14 protein-coding genes are annotated in these 18,723 nt (G+C 42.6%); 12 read left to right on the top strand and 2 right to left on the bottom strand.

Annotated elements, in window-relative coordinates; all coding sequences use genetic code 11:
* Positions 1-123: 123 nt before the first annotated feature.
* Together ACTNDS_RS00155 and ACTNDS_RS00160 are read left to right on the top strand one after the other, a co-directional pair.
* Positions 124-1,563 (top strand): sodium:proton antiporter, encoded by a 1,440-nt coding sequence (locus ACTNDS_RS00155; protein WP_441032329.1) that lies wholly within the window; start codon positions 124-126, stop codon positions 1,561-1,563.
* Positions 1,564-1,578: 15 nt separating this feature from the next.
* A complete protein-coding gene (locus tag ACTNDS_RS00160) occupies positions 1,579-2,580 on the top strand; it encodes an AAA family ATPase (RefSeq protein ID WP_441032331.1) in 1,002 nt (333 codons plus the stop codon).
* Between the two features lie 75 nt (positions 2,581-2,655).
* On the opposite strand, the gene ACTNDS_RS00165 is transcribed toward ACTNDS_RS00160, so the two are convergent.
* Both ACTNDS_RS00165 and ACTNDS_RS00170 read right to left on the bottom strand, forming a co-directional pair.
* Complete coding sequence (locus ACTNDS_RS00165; RefSeq protein ID WP_441032333.1) at positions 2,656-3,990, bottom strand: sodium-dependent transporter; 1,335 nt, start codon at positions 3,988-3,990, stop codon at positions 2,656-2,658.
* 213 nt (positions 3,991-4,203) lie between these two features.
* A complete protein-coding gene (locus ACTNDS_RS00170; RefSeq protein ID WP_441032336.1) occupies positions 4,204-5,532 on the bottom strand; it encodes an IS4 family transposase in 1,329 nt (442 codons plus the stop codon).
* Between the two features lie 216 nt (positions 5,533-5,748).
* Between ACTNDS_RS00170 and ACTNDS_RS00175 the strand changes: the two genes are divergently transcribed.
* From ACTNDS_RS00175 to ACTNDS_RS00220, 10 genes are all read left to right on the top strand, one after another.
* Positions 5,749-6,000, top strand: coding sequence for a LysR family transcriptional regulator (locus ACTNDS_RS00175; RefSeq protein ID WP_441032339.1), 252 nt, complete (start codon positions 5,749-5,751; stop codon positions 5,998-6,000).
* Between the two features lie 9 nt (positions 6,001-6,009).
* The gene (locus ACTNDS_RS00180) at positions 6,010-6,372 is read left to right on the top strand and encodes a LysR substrate-binding domain-containing protein (protein WP_441033131.1); all 363 of its coding nucleotides are present in this window, start codon (positions 6,010-6,012) and stop codon (positions 6,370-6,372) included.
* 233 nt (positions 6,373-6,605) lie between these two features.
* Positions 6,606-7,079, top strand: a complete 474-nt coding sequence (locus ACTNDS_RS00185; protein WP_441032342.1) for a MarR family winged helix-turn-helix transcriptional regulator — start codon at positions 6,606-6,608, stop codon at positions 7,077-7,079.
* A 68-nt stretch (positions 7,080-7,147) separates the two neighbouring features.
* Positions 7,148-9,310, top strand: coding sequence for an ABC transporter ATP-binding protein (locus ACTNDS_RS00190; RefSeq protein WP_441032345.1), 2,163 nt, complete (start codon positions 7,148-7,150; stop codon positions 9,308-9,310).
* Positions 9,307-11,145 carry an ABC transporter ATP-binding protein gene (locus ACTNDS_RS00195; protein WP_055057266.1) on the top strand — a complete coding sequence of 613 codons (1,839 nt, stop codon included), beginning with the start codon at positions 9,307-9,309 and terminating at the stop codon, positions 11,143-11,145. The genes ACTNDS_RS00190 and ACTNDS_RS00195 overlap by 4 nt, the downstream gene beginning before the upstream one ends.
* 247 nt (positions 11,146-11,392) lie before the next feature.
* The gene (locus tag ACTNDS_RS00200; protein WP_441032349.1) at positions 11,393-13,450 is read left to right on the top strand and encodes a HelD family protein; all 2,058 of its coding nucleotides are present in this window, start codon (positions 11,393-11,395) and stop codon (positions 13,448-13,450) included.
* Positions 13,451-13,652: 202 nt separating this feature from the next.
* A complete protein-coding gene (locus ACTNDS_RS00205; RefSeq protein WP_441032352.1) occupies positions 13,653-14,744 on the top strand; it encodes a hypothetical protein in 1,092 nt (363 codons plus the stop codon).
* 212 nt (positions 14,745-14,956) lie between these two features.
* Positions 14,957-15,766 carry a class I SAM-dependent DNA methyltransferase gene (locus ACTNDS_RS00210; protein WP_441032355.1) on the top strand — a complete coding sequence of 270 codons (810 nt, stop codon included), beginning with the start codon at positions 14,957-14,959 and terminating at the stop codon, positions 15,764-15,766.
* A gap of 68 nt (positions 15,767-15,834) precedes the next feature.
* Positions 15,835-16,713: an Hsp33 family molecular chaperone HslO gene (hslO, locus tag ACTNDS_RS00215; protein ID WP_173743999.1), complete on the top strand. Its 879-nt coding sequence runs from the start codon at positions 15,835-15,837 to the stop codon at positions 16,711-16,713.
* A 56-nt stretch (positions 16,714-16,769) separates the two neighbouring features.
* Positions 16,770-18,704, top strand: a complete 1,935-nt coding sequence (locus ACTNDS_RS00220; RefSeq protein WP_441032360.1) for an NAD(+) synthase — start codon at positions 16,770-16,772, stop codon at positions 18,702-18,704.
* Positions 18,705-18,723: the final 19 nt, after the last annotated feature.

The raw sequence follows: 18,723 nt of genomic DNA on the forward strand, positions 1-18,723 counted from the left end.
TGTATGTTATAATTGCATCTGTAAAAAAACAAGCGCATATTAAATAGGAAGAAACACGTATATGAAAAAAATCTCCTGAATGATAATCGCGCTGTACGAAAATACAATATGGAGGTGGCAGTTTTGAAAAAGTTGGTGACCGTACTGGGTGCTTTTTTGGCAGTTCTTCTGGCTTGTCCGTTGAGTGTATTTGCGGCAGAAGGCAGTAAAGCACCATCTACAGTACCTGTATGGCTTTGCATTCCCTTTGCAGGGCTTTTGTTATGTATTGCAGTGATGCCTCTGGTAAAAGCGGAGTGGTGGGAGTCTCATCAGCCACTGGTTGTTGCCTTATGGATCATTCTGATGGTGGTTCCATTTGCTTTCGTTTATGGAGCCGGAAAGACTGCAGAGACAGTTCTGGACTGTATTGTGAATGATTATCTTACATTCATCATTCTGTTATTCGGCCTGTTCTGCGTATCAGGTAATATTACCATGGAGGGCGATTTCGCAGGTTCCCCTCGTGTTAATGTGGGTCTGCTTGCGCTGGGAACTCTTCTGGCAAGCTGTATCGGTACCACCGGTGCCAGTATGTTGATGGTACGTCCGGTAATTAAAATGAATTCATGGAGAAAGAGAAAAGGACATATTATGATCTTCTTTATCTTCATGGTTTCCAATATGGGTGGATGTCTTACACCAATCGGAGATCCGCCGCTGTTAATGGGATTTATGCGAGGTGTTCCATTCTTCTGGAGTCTGCATCTGTTCCCTGTACTGATCTTTAATATGGTCATTTTGCTGTTTGTATTTTATCAGATTGATAAACGTTCCTACAGAAAGGATATTGCAAATGGACGTAAACCGGATATCCGTAAACCGGGTACTCAGTTCCGTCTGGATGGACTGCACAATATCATCTTCCTTGTGATGATCGTTGGCGCGGTAATCTTAAGCGGTGTACTTCCGGGAATGTCCGCATTTCAGGATGCCGCAGGCAATGTAAGAGGCATTCATCTTTTTGGAGAAGTAACCCTGACATTCCCGGCACTGATTGAAATTGTAATCATATTGCTTGTTGCTTTTCTTTCCTTTAAGACAACAGATAAGCAGATCCGTATCAGAAACCATTTTACCTGGGGTGCGATCCAGGAGGTTGCGGTTTTATTCATCGGTATTTTTATCACCATGCAGCCTGCATTGATGCTTCTGAAAGCGGTAGGACCGAATCTGGGAGTTACTGAACCGGCAGAGATGTTCTGGGCAACCGGTGCACTTTCCAGTTTTCTGGATAACACACCTACTTATCTGGTATTCCTTACAACGGCAGGAACGCTGGCATTTACAAATGGAATCACAACTACACTGGGAACAGTACCTACCAAGATTCTGTCTGCCATTTCCTGTGGTGCGGTATTCATGGGTGCCAACACTTATATCGGAAATGCCCCAAACTTTATGGTAAAGGCAATCTCTGATGAGAATGGTGTGAAGATGCCGTCATTCTTCGGATATATGCTGTGGTCTGTTGCATTTCTGGTTCCGGTGTTTATTATCGATATGTTTGTATTCTTTTTATAAGGAGGGAGGATCATTATGCAGGATAATCAGGAAAAATGTAAAGAACTTGCAATACGCATTTATAACCTGGACGAAGAAGTTTATAAATGTGTGGGTTCCTCTCTGGGACGTACATTTACAGGACAGAAAGAAACAACCATCCGTCATCTGGCAGCACTGATGTATACCAAGCCGGATGGACATCTGCTCAGAAGTGAACTGGCGCTGATTAGTAACATGGCTCGTACCATCAGGGATAAGAGCGAGAGAAGACGTCTTATGATAGAGTATGACAGTATTCTGAAAGAGATCGAAAGTCTTCCTGATACATTTGGGAAGACAGATATTGTAGACAAAGCGCGTATCAGTCTGAATAATCTGATCGCAAGACGCCAGAACGAGATTTCAGAGAATGACCATCTGATCATCTGTATCAGTCGTACACAGGGAAGTGGCGGTAATGATATCGGATTTGAACTGGCGGATCAGCTTCAGATCAACTATTATGATGCAGAAATTTTTGATCAGGTTATGAAGCGTCTGCAGGCAGACAAAAATGAAGTCAGTGATACTGGTAATTTTGAAGGATTTGATAAATACAGAAAGAAAAAACACACAGATCTGAAAACCTGGTTCAGGGAATTCAATCGTTATCATGGACTTCCGAAGCAGGACGCAGTATTTTTCAATATGAGTGATCTGATCTGTGAACTGGCAAAGAGTGAAGACTGCGTGATCATGGGACGTTGCGCAGATGCGATTCTTAAGAATAATCATATTCCTCATATCAGTCTGTTTATCAGTGCTCCCTTCCAGGTTCGTGTGCAGCACGTTATGGATATCCGTAATATGAATCTGAAGCAGGCAGTACGTTTTCTGAAGCAGATGGATAAGCAGCATAAGAAATATTATGAATTTTATACCGGTGAGAAATGGGGAAAACCAGAGAATTATGATTTGTGTATCAACAGTGCCAACTATGGACTGAAGGATACAATTGAGCTGATCCAAAGAATGCTGGATCAGAAGGTTCACTAAAATTAAAAATGATGGTTGGATAAAAAATAAGCTCTGTGGATAGAAGTTTTGACCCACGGAGCTTATTTTTCTTTTTTATTTCCAGTTGAATGTGAACATTCCATAAATATAGATAAAGGCAATTATAATCGGAAGTACAAACTGGAAGAGCGGTTTCATCCAGCTCTGTACCTTTAAGCCCTTACCGGTATTGCTCTCTTTGATAAAGTTATCCCATCCCCAGCCGAACTTATTACAGCAGAAGAGTGCAAGGATGAGAGAGCCAAGGGGTAAAATATTGTTGGAAACAATAAAATCCCAGAAATCAAGCCAGGTAGTTCCTTCGGCAAATGGCTGGAAGTGGAAAACGCTGAAACCAAGGGCTGTGGTAAGTGCCAGAAGAAAGACACCTGTGCCGCAGACCACGCTGCCTTTTGGACGAGACCAGCCGGTAAGCTCACGTATCATTGCCAGGATGTTTTCGCACACTCCCAGAACTGTTGACATAGCTGCAAATACCATGAACAGGAAGAATAAGGAACCCCAGATTCGACCTCCGGACATGTTGTTAAAAACTGCTGCCATTGTATCAAACAGAAGGCTCGGACCTGCGTTTACTTCCAGATCAAAGGTAAAGCATGCAGGGAAAATAATAACTCCTGCCAGAAAAGCAACCAGTGTGTCCAGTGTGATCACATGAATAGCTTCCCCCATTAGAGAATGCTCTTTACCAATATAGCTACCAAAGATAGCCATGCCACCCATACCTGTAGATAAAGTAAAGAATGCCTGGTTCATTGCCCCTACGATCACCGAACCATCTATCTTTGAGAAATCCGGTTTCAGATAAAAGGTCATTCCCTCACCTGCGCCTTTCAGAAAAAGACTGTGCACAGCGAGAGCAAGCATCAGTACCAGCAGCGCAGACATCATATATTTTGTCACACGCTCCAGTCCTCCCTGAAGATTGAAGGAAAGGATGAAAAATGCAATGACCACAGTGACCAGTAAGAAGAATACATTCACAGAGGGAGAGGAGATCATGGCTGAAAATCCCAGTGAACCATTTTTACCTCTGAGAAACTGTACAAAATAATAAATGATCCAGCCGCAGACAACAGTGTAAAATGCCATTAGGGCAATGTTGCCAAGCAGACAGAACCAGCCGAAAATCCCCCATTTCTGTCCTGGTTTTTCCAGCTTACGGTACATGAAAAGGGGACTTGTCTGAGCCGCTCTTCCGATGGAAAATTCCAACACAAGAGCCGGGATTCCCAGGATGACCAGACACAGAAGATAGATCAGCATAAAGCTGCCGCCGCCATTTTGCCCGCACATCCACGGGAATTTCCATACATTTCCGCAGCCAATGGCGCAGCCGGCGGAAAGCATAATGAAGCCAAGCCGGCTTCCAAGCTGTTCACGTTTCATAAGATAACGCTCCCTTCAGAAGTTCATATAAGGGATATTATAAGATAAAAAACAATATTTGTAAAATTAATTGTTTTGTTGTATATTACTCAAACTTCGCACATGTTTTTTGCCTATGCACCTTGAAAATTCAATACCTGGCAGTTATTCAGTTGTCAAAGTTCCGCTGCTATGCTGCTTGAAGCTGTGATTTCAATAATGCAGGTAATGTGTTCATAAATGTATCAACCAGATCATTGATTTTTTCTTCAGACAGTTCAGTGTTGTCGCTAAGCATGGTTCGGAACATTTGAAGCAGCATTTGAAATGCCTGTATCCATGTAATGTCAGACATTTCGTCAGAAAAGTATAAAAAAGTTCACCCAATGAACGGTTGTTGTTGGATTCCCGGCTTTCCAGAGAAAGTATCATATATCGAGTAAAAACAACTGCTGTGTGAGCAGTCATTGCATCGTAAGATAAGGAGTTACATTCCCTGCTGAGGTTCAGATAGCTTTTGCATATCTTGAAGAAAACTTCGATATCCCAGCGCTTACCATAAATACGGATGATTTCATTTTCATCCAGGGTTGTATCTGTAGAGATAAGGCATAAATATTCCTTTCGCTTATTCCTGTTACGGACGTACACAACTTTAGCCGGAATGACTTTCCCATCCTTTACAACATCAACCAACACAGAAAGCAGGTATCGGGAACGACCGCGCCTCTTTTTATTCTGGTTGTAGATTGTGGTAAGAGACATATCTTTACCATTGTACCGAAAGAACATTTTGGGTGTCTTTTTTACCATGCCAATGACATCATAACCGATTGATTTCACAGCATGGAGCGTACTTGGAGAAGAAAACCAACTGTCAAAAAGAACGTATTTGGCTGGAATAGCAACTTTTTTAGCGATTTTTAAGAGTTCAAGCATCGCCTGTGTTCCTTTTTGCATGGAAAGCATTCTTCGTTTGTATCCGACGGTCCGTTTGTCAACATCTGCCGCTTCATTGACTCTGTTCTTTTTGTTTTCAGATGAGAGAAGAACGCTGTTGACGGGGAGAAATGTGCTTCCGTCTGACCATCCAAGCGTAAGCATACGGAATCCGAAACGGTATCTGTGATTTGCGTGGTCATAAGCCTTGGCAAGAAGTTCTACTTTCTTGGAACGATTGCGTTCGAACATGGAATCATCAATAATCAGTACATTTGTACGTTCCTTAGAATCCAAAGGTAAAATAGCATCCTTAATGATTCGGGAAGCTAACAGAGTCGTAAAGCGAATCCAATTAATTTGGATCATCTTCATGAAGCGGTACACAGTATCCTTTGCAAAACCAGGAGTATTTCGTCCGGTAATCAGGCTCATGTACATACTTCTGTTAGAGAAAATCAGCAAAAAAAGATACTGAAAAACTTCGACAACAGGAATTCCTTTTTTCTTATATGCATTGGATGCTTTTAATGCTGAAGAAATATGGAATCTTATAAAAAATCTTTTGATAGATTTAGAAATCTGCTTATCATTTTGGTTTGCTTGTGTTATACTTTTATTCATAGCATGAGCCTCCGGTTTTAATTGTTTTTGGACAACTCAATTATACCAAACCAGATGGTTTCATGCTATTTTATTGCCAGTATTTATTGAATTTTCAAGCACTTATTCAAGTGCGAAGTTTGAGTATATTATTGAAAATATCGTTTATATAAGAAAAATAACGCTTCTGCGTTTCGATGGGAAAATATTGAAAAAAATATGGGAAAGGAACGAGAAATGGATACAAATGTGTTAAAAACTTTTATTGCAGTATGTGAATATTCCGGCTTTTCAGCTGCTGCAAAAGAGCTGGGATATACCCAGTCTACAGTCTCTTCACAGATCAAACAGCTGGAAAAGGAACTTGGTGTCAGGTTGTTTGACCGTTATTATCATAAAATCAATCTTACGGAAAAAGGAGTTTTAGTTTTGCAGCAGGCTCGAAACATTCTGAAGGCACAGGCGAAAATGCTTGATTCGCTGAATTAGGCTGAAAGCATTGAAGGCGAGATCCGGTTGTCTATGTCCAGTTCTGTCTGCAGCAGATATTTTAAAAATGATTTTCTGCGTTTTCATCATCAGTATCCGGAAATAAAAGTGGAGATAACAGAAAACGGTACAGAGCAGATGTTTGATAAATTACGGAAGAACGAAACAGATTTAGTTTTTACTCTGGACAGGCATATTTATGATTCGGATTTTATTTCGGAGAAATATGTGAAAGACGGACAGATTAAAAGACTGGATGTTGCCGGCTGCCCGGTAACTGTATGGACACAGCTGCTGCTCCACAAAAATAAATGGCGGTCTCCGGCAATTAATGTGTTTATAGAATTTTATAAAGAAGTTATGCAGAGATAGAACTTGAAGAATACTGGAAATTTTATTCGACCTGAGATGAAAAATATTAGCCGGGCAAAATAAAATTGAATATTTTCAAATTGGAAATATCAAAGTTAAATCTAAAATAATTATAAACTGCACAAAAAACACTTGCATTTTTTGTCTAAAAGTATATTATATATGATTAGTCAGGCTAATTAAAGAATAATATCAGACCTGAAAGAGGACAGAGACCGGAAGGGAGTGAAGCTATGTGGTGCCCGAAAGAGGAGAAGAATGAGAAAGAGAAACGAGAAGAGAAAAGCATGCCTGCGCTTTTTATGGAGATCAACCGCCAATATGGTATGAGATGTATGCAGCGTATACGGGAAATCGGTATCCAGCAGGGACAGATGCCGATTATTATGATCGTATACAGAAATAACGGCTGCAGCCAGAAGGAGATCGCAGAGTGGATGGGTGTAACACCGCCCACTGTAAATGTAAGTATCCAGCGTCTGGAGAAAGCAGACATTGTCTGCAGGAGACGTGATGATAAAGACCAACGCATTATGCGTGTATATCTGACAGAAAACGGAAAAAAAATCGTGGAGGAGCTCCTGCAGGAAAGCAAAGCTGTGGAGAAAGTGATGTTCAGCAATTTCAGCGAAGCGGAGCTATGTCTTTTACGAAGGTTTTTTGGGCAGATTCTGGATAATATTTCGGAGATACCTGTCAACAGGTAGAAACTGAAAAATACATGGTGGAACAGATTGAGAAAAATATTAAAAATAGGAAAAGAGGGAATCAAGCAATGATTAAACTGATGAAATATCTGAAGAAATCAGAGGGATACATTGTCCTGATCATAGCACTTCTGTTTCTGCAGGCGTACTGTGATCTTTCCCTGCCGGATTATACCTCCAAGATCATTAATGTAGGTATCCAGCAGAAAGGTATTGAAGACAGTGTGCCGGATAAGCTTCGGGATTCAACCTTGCAGAATCTTCAGATTTTTATGGATGAGGATCAGAAAAAGGAAGTTTCACAGAATTATACACAGGAAGATGATACCTGGGTATTAAACGATGATATTTCCAAAGAAACCAGAGAGAATTTAAATGAGGATTTCTCCAAGGCAATGATGATGGTAGCTGCCTTTTCCGAAGACAGTGAGCAGGGGCAGGCAATGGTTGCACAGATGGGCCTTCCGGAGGGAACAGACCCGTTGACAGCACTGGCACAGATGCCGGAAGAAGCAGTACAGCAGATTATGAGTCAGATGGATGAGAAGCTGAAAGATATGCCGGAGTCTATTGTGACACAGGCTGGTGTTTCCTTTGTTGCTTCAGAATATGAAGCATTGGGGAAAGATGTGGATGCCATTCAGATGCATTACATCCTGATGTCAGGTATCAGAATGCTTGCCATGGCACTGGTGATCATGCTGGCAGCAATCAGCGTCACATTTATTTCGGCCAGAGTGGCAGGCAGACTTGGTCATGACCTGAGAAACAGCATTTACCGCAAGGTTATGAGCTTCTCCAGCAGAGAATATCACAAATTCTCCACAGCATCCCTGATCACACGAAGCACCAATGATGTGCAGCAGGTACAGCAGGTTATGGCAATGATGTTCCGTATTGTTCTGTACGCGCCGATCCTTGGTATTGGTGGAGTGATCAAGGTATTAAACACAGATTCTTCCATGACATGGATCCTTGGTGTGGCAGTTGGTCTGATCCTGATTGTGATCTTTGTGCTGTTCCAGGTGGCAATGCCAAAATTCACTATCTTACAGACTCTGATCGACAGACTGAATCTGGTATCCCGTGAGATCCTGACAGGTATTCCTGTTATCCGTGCATTCAGCCGTGAGAAGCATGAGGAAGACCGTTTTGAGAAAGCAAATCTGGATCTGACAAAAACAAACCTGTTTGTCAACAGATGTATGACTTTTATGATGCCCATTATGATGCTGATCATGAATGGTGTATCTGTACTTATTATTTACAGTGGTGCCCATGCAGTAGACAACGGAACCATGCAGGTTGGTAATGTTATGGCATTTATCCAGTATGCAATGCAGATTATTATGTCCTTTCTGATGATCACTGCAATGTCCATTATGCTCCCGAGAGCAAATGTTGCAGCACTTCGTATTGATGAGGTTCTGAAAACAGAGGTTTCTATTCAGGATCCGGAAACTCCGGTACATCCGTCAGAAAATGTGAAAGGTGAGATTGAATTTGACCATGTATCCTTCGCTTACCCGGAAGCAGGTGAGAATGTACTGACAGACATTTCCTTTAAAGCAAAGAAAGGTCAGACAATCGCAGTGATCGGAAGTACTGGAAGTGGTAAGAGTACCCTGATCAATCTGATTCCCAGATACTATGATGTGACAAAGGGTTCTGTTAAAGTAGATGGTGTGGATGTCCGCGACATGACTCAGAAAGAACTTCGTGACAAACTGGGATATGTGCCTCAGAAGGGTGTACTTTTCTCGGGTACTATTGATTCCAATATCCGATATGGTAAGCCGGAGATCACTGATGCACAGGTAAAGGAAGCAGCAGAGGTTGCACAGGCTACAGAATTTATTGATACCAAACCGGAGAAATATGAATCCCCTGTATCACAGGGAGGTACCAATGTTTCGGGCGGACAGAAACAGCGTCTGTCCATTGCCAGAGCCATTGCAAAGGATCCGGAAATCTTTATCTTTGATGACAGCTTCTCTGCCCTTGACTTTAAGACTGACAGTCAGTTAAGAAAGGCATTGAAGGAGTACACCAAGGACGCAACTACCGTAATCGTTGCCCAGAGGATCAGTACCATCCTTGGTGCAGATCAGATCATTGTACTGGACGACGGACATATGGCAGGTATTGGAACTCATAAGGAACTGATGGCAAATTGTGAGGTATATCAGCAGATTGCAAGATCTCAGTTATCAGAGGAGGAACTGGCATGAGCGAACAGAGAAGAAGAGGTCCTATGGGAGGACATGGACGTATGATGTCCGGCGAAAAGGCGAAAGACTTCAAGGGCTCCATGGCTAAGCTTTTCCGTTATATGGGACGATATAAATTCCGCTTTATACTGATGTTTATTTTTGCAGTAGCGGGAACTGTGTTTAGTATTGTAGGGCCTAAGATTTTAGGTAAGGCGACCACAGAGCTGTTTAACGGCCTGGTTGCCAAGGTAAACGGAACCGGTGAAATTGACTTCGGAAAGATCGGGATGATCCTGTTATGGACACTTGGATTATATGTGTTAAGTGCATGCTTTTCCTTTGTACAGGGATTTGTAATGTCCGGGATCTCCAATGATGTTACCTATAATCTGAGAAAAGATATTTCAAAGAAAATCAACAGACTGCCTCTGAATTATTATGAGAGCAGAACAAACGGAGAGATCCTCTCCCGTATCACCAATGATGTGGACACTCTGCAGATGAGTCTGAACCAGAGTCTGACGCAGCTGATCACATCAGTGACAACTCTGATCGGTGTATTTATTATGATGCTTTCCATTAACGTGTGGATGACTTTGGCAGCACTTCTGATCCTGCCGGTTTCCATGTTCATCATCCAGACTGTCATGAAGCATTCCCAGAAATACTTCCAGGATCAGCAGAGCTATCTGGGTAAAGTAAACGGTCAGATCGAAGAGAACTTCGGCGGTCATAATGTAGTCCGGGTTTTTAACAAAGAGAATGATGTAGTAGAAGAATTTGAAAAAGACAATCAGAAGCTTTATGAATCTGCATGGAAATCTCAGTTCTTCTCAGGAATGATGATGCCCATCATGCAGTTTGTAGGTAACCTTGGATATGTAATGGTAGCTCTCTTAGGCGGCGTGTTTGTAATCAAAAAAAGTATTGAAGTCGGTGATATCCAGTCCTTCTTCCAGTACATCCGTAACTTTACACAGCCAATCCAGCAGATCGCACAGGTTACAAACCTGTTACAGTCTTCAGCAGCAGCTTCCGAACGAGTATTTGAATTCCTGGAGGAGCCGGAAGAGAGTCAGAATGAGAAGAACCCTGTAGATGTTAATACACTTACAGGAGATGTACAGTTTGAACATGTAAAATTCGGTTACAATCCGGATAAGATCATTATCAATGACTTCTCAGCAGATGTGAAGGATGGCCAGAAGATTGCCATTGTAGGTCCTACAGGTGCAGGAAAGACAACTATGGTGAAACTGCTTATGAGATTCTATGATCTCAATGGCGGAAGTATTAAGGTAGACGGTTATGACATCAAAGACTTTAACAGAAGCAGTCTGAGAGAAATGTTTGGTATGGTGCTCCAGGATACCTGGCTGTTCTCAGGAACCATTATGGAAAATATCCGTTACGGACGTCTGGATGCTACAGATGAAGAGGTGATCGCAGCAGCAAAGGCAGCCCATGTGCACAACTTTATCATGCAGCAGCCGGGCGGCTATGACATGGTTCTGGATGAAGAAACCAGCAATATTTCCCAGGGACAGAAACAGCTTCTCACTATTGCCAGGGCAATTCTTGCCAATAATAAGATCCTGATCCTGGATGAGGCAACCTCCTCTGTAGATACCAGAACCGAAGTGCGTATCCAGAAAGCCATGGACAATCTGATGAAGGGCAGAACCAGCTTTGTAATTGCACACAGACTTTCTACCATCAAGGATGCAGACCTGATCCTGGTTATGAAAGACGGTGACATTATCGAGCAGGGAAATCATGAAGAGCTTCTGGCTAAGAAAGGCTTCTATGCTGATCTGTATAACAGCCAGTTTGAGAATAAGGCAACTGCTTAAAATATAAAGTTACAATCCCTCAGGGGTATTTGTGAAAGAGAATATATCCGGTGGATATAGGATCTCACAGATACCGGCTGAGGGATTTTAGTCTTTTCTGTCAGAGGGTAATATGTTATAATTAAAAACTAACTTACGAAAAATGATAAATTTTATCATAGAAACAGAAGAAAATGATAACAATAATAAGGAGTATTGTAACTGTGAAATTGCTGAACAGTTGCAAATATCAGAGGATATCAACAATATGACAGATAAGAAAAACGGCAGAGAATATCTGGGCTATGTGCTGGAAAAATTAAAAGAACGTATCACAGAGATCAGTCTTTCTCTGGTGGAAGGACAGAAAGAGATTGAGGGAATGCATGAGTATTACTGGGAAAATTATACAGAGATGGACCAGTATGGTTATGAGAATTATGATAATCAGCAGGCATTGTTCCGCCAGATTTCCGCAAATGAAGAGCAGCTGATCCTGAAGCAGAGATTTCGCAGAATGGTAGACTCTCCATTCTTTGGAAGAGTGGATTTTATATATGAGGGAGAAGAGGAACCGGAGATTTTTTATATTGGAATTGGAAACTTTTCGGAGAAAGCGGGGCATATTCCATTAGTATACGACTGGCGTGCTCCGGTAAGCGGGCTGTTTTATGACTATGACAAAGGACCGGCTTCCTATGAGGCTCCCATGGGTGAAATCCATGGAGAGGTTGCTTCCAAATGGCAGTACAAGATCCGTAACGGAAAAATGATCTATGAATTTGAAAGTGATGTAAAAATTGATGATGAGATCCTGAAAGCAGAACTGGGAAGTAATGGAGAAGTCCAGCTTAAGAACATCATCCGTACCATTCAGAAAGAGCAGAATGCCATCATCCGAAATACCAAAGATAAAATCATGGTGATCCAGGGTGCAGCAGGAAGCGGGAAAACTTCCGTGGCGCTTCACAGGATCGCCTATCTTCTCTACCATGACAGACAGAATCTGAAGTCTTCCAATATTCTGATCCTGTCACCAAATGGAGTGTTTTCCGATTATATTTCCCATATCCTTCCTGAACTGGGAGAAGAGAATATTAAGGAAATGAGCTTTGATCTTTTTGCTTATAAGCAGCTTCGGGATACAGTTTCTGACTGCGAAGACCGCTATGATGAAATTGAACGCAGAATCCGTTTTCCGCAGAAAGCTTCTCTGTCAGAGGAAAAGCAGTCCATGGAATTTATAAATCTTATGGAACGCTATCTGCTGGAACTGGAAGACCGGCTGATGAATTTCCGGGATGTGGAATACAATGGCTTTGTGAAGACAGAGTCTGAGATTATTGAACTGTTTTATTTCAAATTCCAGGATTTTCCGCTCCTTTCCAGAATGGAAGCAGTAGCAGATTACTTTATCGATGAAGTGGAGACCCTGCGAGACCGTGATCTGGCAGATGATGAGAGAGAACTGGTCCGTGAGAAATTCATGAAATTATATGCTACCAGGGATCTCTATGTGATCTACAGTCAGTTCCTGAAGGAGAATGGATATAAAGGGCTTCCGAAAGCTTCCTATGAGAAAAGAAAGCTGAAATACGAGGATGTTTATCCTGTGCTGTATCTGAAATATCGTTTGTTCAGCCAGCAGGGAAGAAGTAATATCAAGCATCTGGTGGTAGATGAGATGCAGGATTATTCCAGACTTCAGTATGAGATCCTCCAGAGGATTTTTTCCTGCCGTATGACTATCCTGGGTGACAGGGCTCAGACTATGGATGATAAACAGCAGGATGTACTGACCTTTCTTCCCAAGATATTTGGAAGGGATATCCGCAGGATTGTGATGAATAAAAGCTATCGGAATACTGTGGAGATTGCCTCCTATGCCAACAGCATGGCAGGAATTACAGATATGGAGCTTTTTCAGAGACATGGAATGCCTGTTGAGGAAAAAACATTTTCAAATGTGGAAAAGACAGCAGAATATATAGCCGCTATGTTGAAAATCGGGGAAGATCAATATGAAACAGCAGCTGTTATCCTTCGGACAGAGAAAGAAGCAGAGAAAATGTGGATAATCTTAAAGGAGATTCTGGCAGGAAAGGATTTTGATGTGGAAAATAAGTTGTCCTATCTGGATAGAAACAGCAGTACCTTCCGCAAAGGTCTGACGGTTACCACCTTCTATCTGGCCAAAGGCCTGGAATTTGATCAGGTATTTTCTGTTTTTCCACAGAGGGATCAGACGCCATTGGTACAGCAGGCAAGGTATATTGCCGCAACCAGGGCACTTCATGAGCTTCATGTGTATGAGCTTGGAGACTGAGCAGATTAGTGTCTGTCGGGAATCCGGATTTTACAGATGGGCTTTCTGTAACTGATATATTAAGAACAATTGTAGGTTTCTCAAAATTCCATTGCCGCAGGCAATTTGACAGGGAAATAACATTGACATTGATGTAATGAAATTGTAAACTATACAATATAACAGCAGAAAAGAATGATGAATCTATTCCAAGGAGGATATTATGAGAAATAAAAAAGTACTGATGCTTTTAGCGATAACAGTTGTATTATCCGGCTCTTTGACAGCCTGCAGTTTTGGCGGCGGGGATAATGACGAGGATACCAGCGTAGTACAGGTAACTCCTACACCGGAACCGACCAAGGCACCAAAAGCGACTGCTACACCGGTACCGGCTGACAAGCAGGATACGACTTATACATCCAAGAACAAGGCGGTATCCATTAAGCTTCCGGATGCTACTTGGGCAAATAAATCAGATTCTGATGATATGGTAAGCTTTGAATCACCGGATCAGGGCAAGCTTCTGGTTCTGCATGGTTCCGGAGATGAGGCTATGTCTGTAGCCATCATTCCAAGTTCTCAGGATACTGCATCTGCCCTGGTAAAGGCTGACAATCTGGTTGAGGGTACAGACTTTGAGATCCAGGATTACAAGTCAGAGGAAGTAAGCGGAGTGAATGTATACAGCTATACAGTTCATTATCTGAATGACAAGAGCGAGTATGCATATGTGGTAAATAAATATTTTACAGATAATACTACAGAGTTTTACAGTGTAGCAGGATCTGTCAAGAAAGAGGATTCCCTGGCAAAGATCAAGGCTTCTGTAGACTCCTTTAAGATTGCCGGAGAATCAGGTCTGAAAGCAGCGACACCTGAGACCGGAAGCAGTGCTGCAGGTACAGAGAACACAGGAACAGCAGATGGAACAACAGCTGGCGGTACAACAGCAGATGGAACAACAGCAGATGGAACTGCTTCAGATGCAACTTCTTCTGACGGAAGTTCCTATGACGGAAGCTCCTATGATAGCAGCAGCTATGGCGATGACGGATCTTCAAACGGATATTTTGCAGATGGTACTCCGGTAGGAACAGATGATCCGGATTATGATACCAATCAGACCAGAACTATTTACAGAAATTCTGACGGTTATCCTCTGGTTATTTATCCAAATGGTGACGGCAGCTGGTGTGATGATGACGGCAATACCTATACATTCAGCACAGATGAGGATGTATATGATGAGAATGGTGGAGATTACTATTATGGCGGTGAACCGGCATATGTAAGATACATGCCAAAGAATTAAGTGACAGAATGACAGGAAAAACAGGGCGGCTGCTGTAAAAGGCAGTCGTCCTGTTGCGTTAATGTTGACATGTAACGTTGACAGTAACCTCTTATTTACATACTGACGGATATTATGTTACAATAGCAGAGAAATTTGAAGTTGGTGTGCCCATAAGTGGATGGTTCAGAAAACCGGCCTGTCAGTACACCAGAGATTATGAGGGATAATAAATGGAAGCATATGGAAGATTTGCCGGTGTCTACGACATTTTCATGGATAATGTAAATTATGGCGAATGGACAGACTATATTATAGAAGCACTGGTTCAGGACGGAATAAAAGATGGCCTGGTGCTGGAGCTGGGATGTGGAACCGGTACTGTGACGGAGATGCTTGCAGATGCCGGCTATGACATGATCGGAATTGATAATTCCGAGGAGATGCTTGCAGAAGCAATGGAAAAGCGGGCAGGGTCAGGACATGATATTTTGTATTTACTTCAGGATATGCAGGATTTCGAATTGTACGGTACAGTCAGGGCTGTGGTCAGTGTGTGTGACAGCATGAACTATGTCACAGAGCCAGAGGATCTGGAATATGTATTTGCACTGGTGAATAATTATCTGGATCCGGGCGGACTTTTTATTTTTGATATGAATACAATCCATAAATATCGTGATGTGATCGGGGACAGGACGATTGCAGAGGACAGAGAAGATGGAAGCTTTATCTGGGAGAACAGCTATGACAGTGAGAATGCCTTGAATGTGTATGAGCTGGCACTTTTCCTTCCTCGGGAAGATGGATTGTATGAGAAGTGCGAAGAGGAGCATGTGCAGAAAGCATATTCCATAGAAGAGGTAAAGGTCATGATCGCGAAAGCAGGGATGGAGCTTGTGGCAGTTTATGATGCATATACCCATACTCCTGGTGATGAGAATTGTGAGCGTCTGACTTTTATTGCCAGAGAACATGGAAAGAGCGCAGAAAATGACTATCATGGAAATATTCCGGAACGTGCCCGTCATACAGAAGAATAAATTCTGCAGGAAACAAAATAGAAAGTAACAAACATAAAATATAGTAATTAAATGGGAGCAACAGATAAATGAAGGATTATATTATAAGAGCAATTGCAGCAAATGATCAGATCCGTGCATTTGCAGCAGTAACTACAGAAACAGTGGAGACAGCCAGACAGGATCACAACACAAGTCCGGTTGCTACAGCAGCACTGGGACGTCTGCTTACAGCGGGAGCTATGATGGGAGTGATGATGAAAGGGGATAAGGATATCCTGACTCTCCAGATCAAAGCCGGCGGACCGTTGGAGGGAATTACAGTAACTGCAGATTCTCGCGGAAGAGTGAAGGGATATGTAGGAAATCCGGATGTATGTATTCCGGCAAACAGTAAGGGAAAACTGGATGTGGCAGGAGCTGTAGGCGTTGGATTTATGAATGTTATCAAGGATATGGGACTGAAGGAACCATATGTGGGACAGGTTGTACTTCAGACCAGTGAGATTGCAGAGGACCTGACCTATTATTTTGCTACAAGTGAGCAGGTTCCGTCAGCAGTAGGTCTGGGTGTGCTGATGAATAAGGATAATACAGTTCGCCAGGCAGGTGGATTTATCGTTCAGCTGATGCCTTTTGCAGAGGAAAGCACAATCTCCAGGCTGGAAGAGAATATAAAGAAAATTAATTCTGTTACAGATCTGCTGGAAGAGGGACATACTCCGGAAAGTCTGCTGGAAAAGGTCCTGGATGGTTTTGATATGGAGATCAATGACAAGATTCCCACAGAGTTTTACTGTAACTGTAGCAGGGAGAGAGTAGAAAGGGCACTGATCAGTATTGGCCGTAAGGAGTTAAATGAGATGATACAGGAAGGAAAGCCCATTGAAATGAACTGTCATTTCTGTAATAAAAACTATGAATTTTCAGTGGAAGAGCTGAAAGAAATCTTGCGTAAATGTAAATAATTGTTTTACAGAAATAAGAGATACCGGAAGAGAAAGAGTCAGAAAAGAGGTAGAAAATGAGACACGGTTATATTAAAACAGCAGCAGCAACACCGTATATCACAGTGGCAGACTGCAGGGCAAACGGAGAGGAGATTATTCGTCTGATCCGTGAAATGGAAAAGGAGCATACTAAGGTTATGGTCTTCCCGGAGCTTTGCATCACAGGGTATACCTGCCAGGATCTGTTTTTGCAGCGACGCCTTCTGGACAGTGCATGGGAAACTTTGATGAGAATTGCAGCTGACACTGCAGATGTGGATGCACTGATCTTTCTGGGAGTACCGGTGAGAAATAAAGGAAAGCTTTATAATGCAGCAGCTGTGCTTAACAGAGGGGAAATTCTGGGGTTGGTACCCAAGTCATATCTGCCGAATTATGGAGAGTTTTATGAGCAGAGACATTTCGTATCAGGGCTGGGATGTCTGGAATTTATGAGCATTAACGGGAAAAAAATTCCATTTGGAACCAATCTTCTGTTTGTGTGTGAAGAATTGCAGGAGCTTATTGTGGCAGCAGAAATCTGTGAAGATCTGTGGGTTAATATGCCGCCAAGCGTGATCCATGCCCAGGCCGGTGCAAATCTGATCGTGAATTTATCTGCAAGTAATGAGATGGTTGGCAAGGACAGCTATCGTAGAAGTCTGGTATCAGGACAGTCAGCCAGACTGGTGTGCGGCTATGTGTATGCCAATGCCGGTGAAGGGGAATCCACTCAGGATCTGGTATTCGGCGGCCAGAATATGATTGCAGAAAATGGCTCGATCCTGGCAGAGGGAGAGCGGTTTAAAAACGGAATTGTATACAGTGAGATTGATGTTCAGAGACTGAATGACGAAAGAAAAAGACTGACCACCTGGCAGTCCTGTGAGGACAGTGATCATCTGAGAATTCCTTTTCATCTCAAGATGGAGGAGACAAAGCTTACCAGACAGTATTCCAGATATCCTTTTGTGCCTTCCCAAAAGTCAGAGAGGGATCTGCGATGTGATGAAATCCTGAATATTCAGGCCATGGGATTGAAGAAACGTCTGGATCATATTCATTGCCATAAAGCAACCGTGGGACTTTCCGGAGGCCTGGATTCCACACTGGCCCTTCTGGTAATTGCCAGAGCCTTTGATTTGTCAGGCGCAGACAGAAAAGATATTCATTGTATTACCATGCCATGTTTTGGTACCACTGACAGAACTTATCAAAATGCCTGCAAATTAAGTGAATGCCTTGGTGCAACCTTAAGTGAGATCAATATTAAAGATGCTGTAAATGTACATTTCAGAGATATTTCTCATGATCCCTCTGTCCATGATGTTACTTATGAAAACAGTCAGGCCAGGGAACGTACACAGATCCTTATGGACAGCGCCAATCAAGATGGCTCACTTCTGGTGGGAACCGGCGATCTGTCAGAGCTTGCCCTGGGATGGGCTACCTACAATGGGGATCATATGTCCATGTATGGAGTGAATGCTTCTGTGCCAAAGACCCTGGTACGCCATCTGGTACATTATTATGCAGATACCTGTGGAGATCAGAAGCTGACAGAGGTTCTGATGGACATTCTGGATACACCTGTAAGTCCGGAACTCCTGCCTCCAAAGGATGGAGAAATTGCCCAGAAGACAGAGGATCTGGTAGGTCCTTATGAGCTTCATGATTTTTATCTGTATTATATGCTGCGTGCCGGATTTGATCCGGAGAAAATATACAGACTGGCCTGCAGGACCTTTGAGGGTGTTTACAGCAAAGAGACCATTTATAAATGGCTTCGTACCTTCTGCTGGCGTTTCTTTGCCCAGCAGTTTAAGCGTTCCTGTCTGCCGGATGGCCCAAAAGTGGGAAGTGTAGCGGTTTCTCCAAGAGGAGATCTGAGAATGTCCAGTGATTCCAGTGCAGCCATGTGGATGGAGCAGCTTGACAGGATGAAAGAAGAATTAAAGATTGAGATTTAACCGAATCAAGTAGCGAAGC

This window comes from Blautia sp. HCP3S3_C12 (assembly GCF_052064155.1).
Lineage (GTDB): Bacteria > Bacillota > Clostridia > Lachnospirales > Lachnospiraceae > Blautia_A.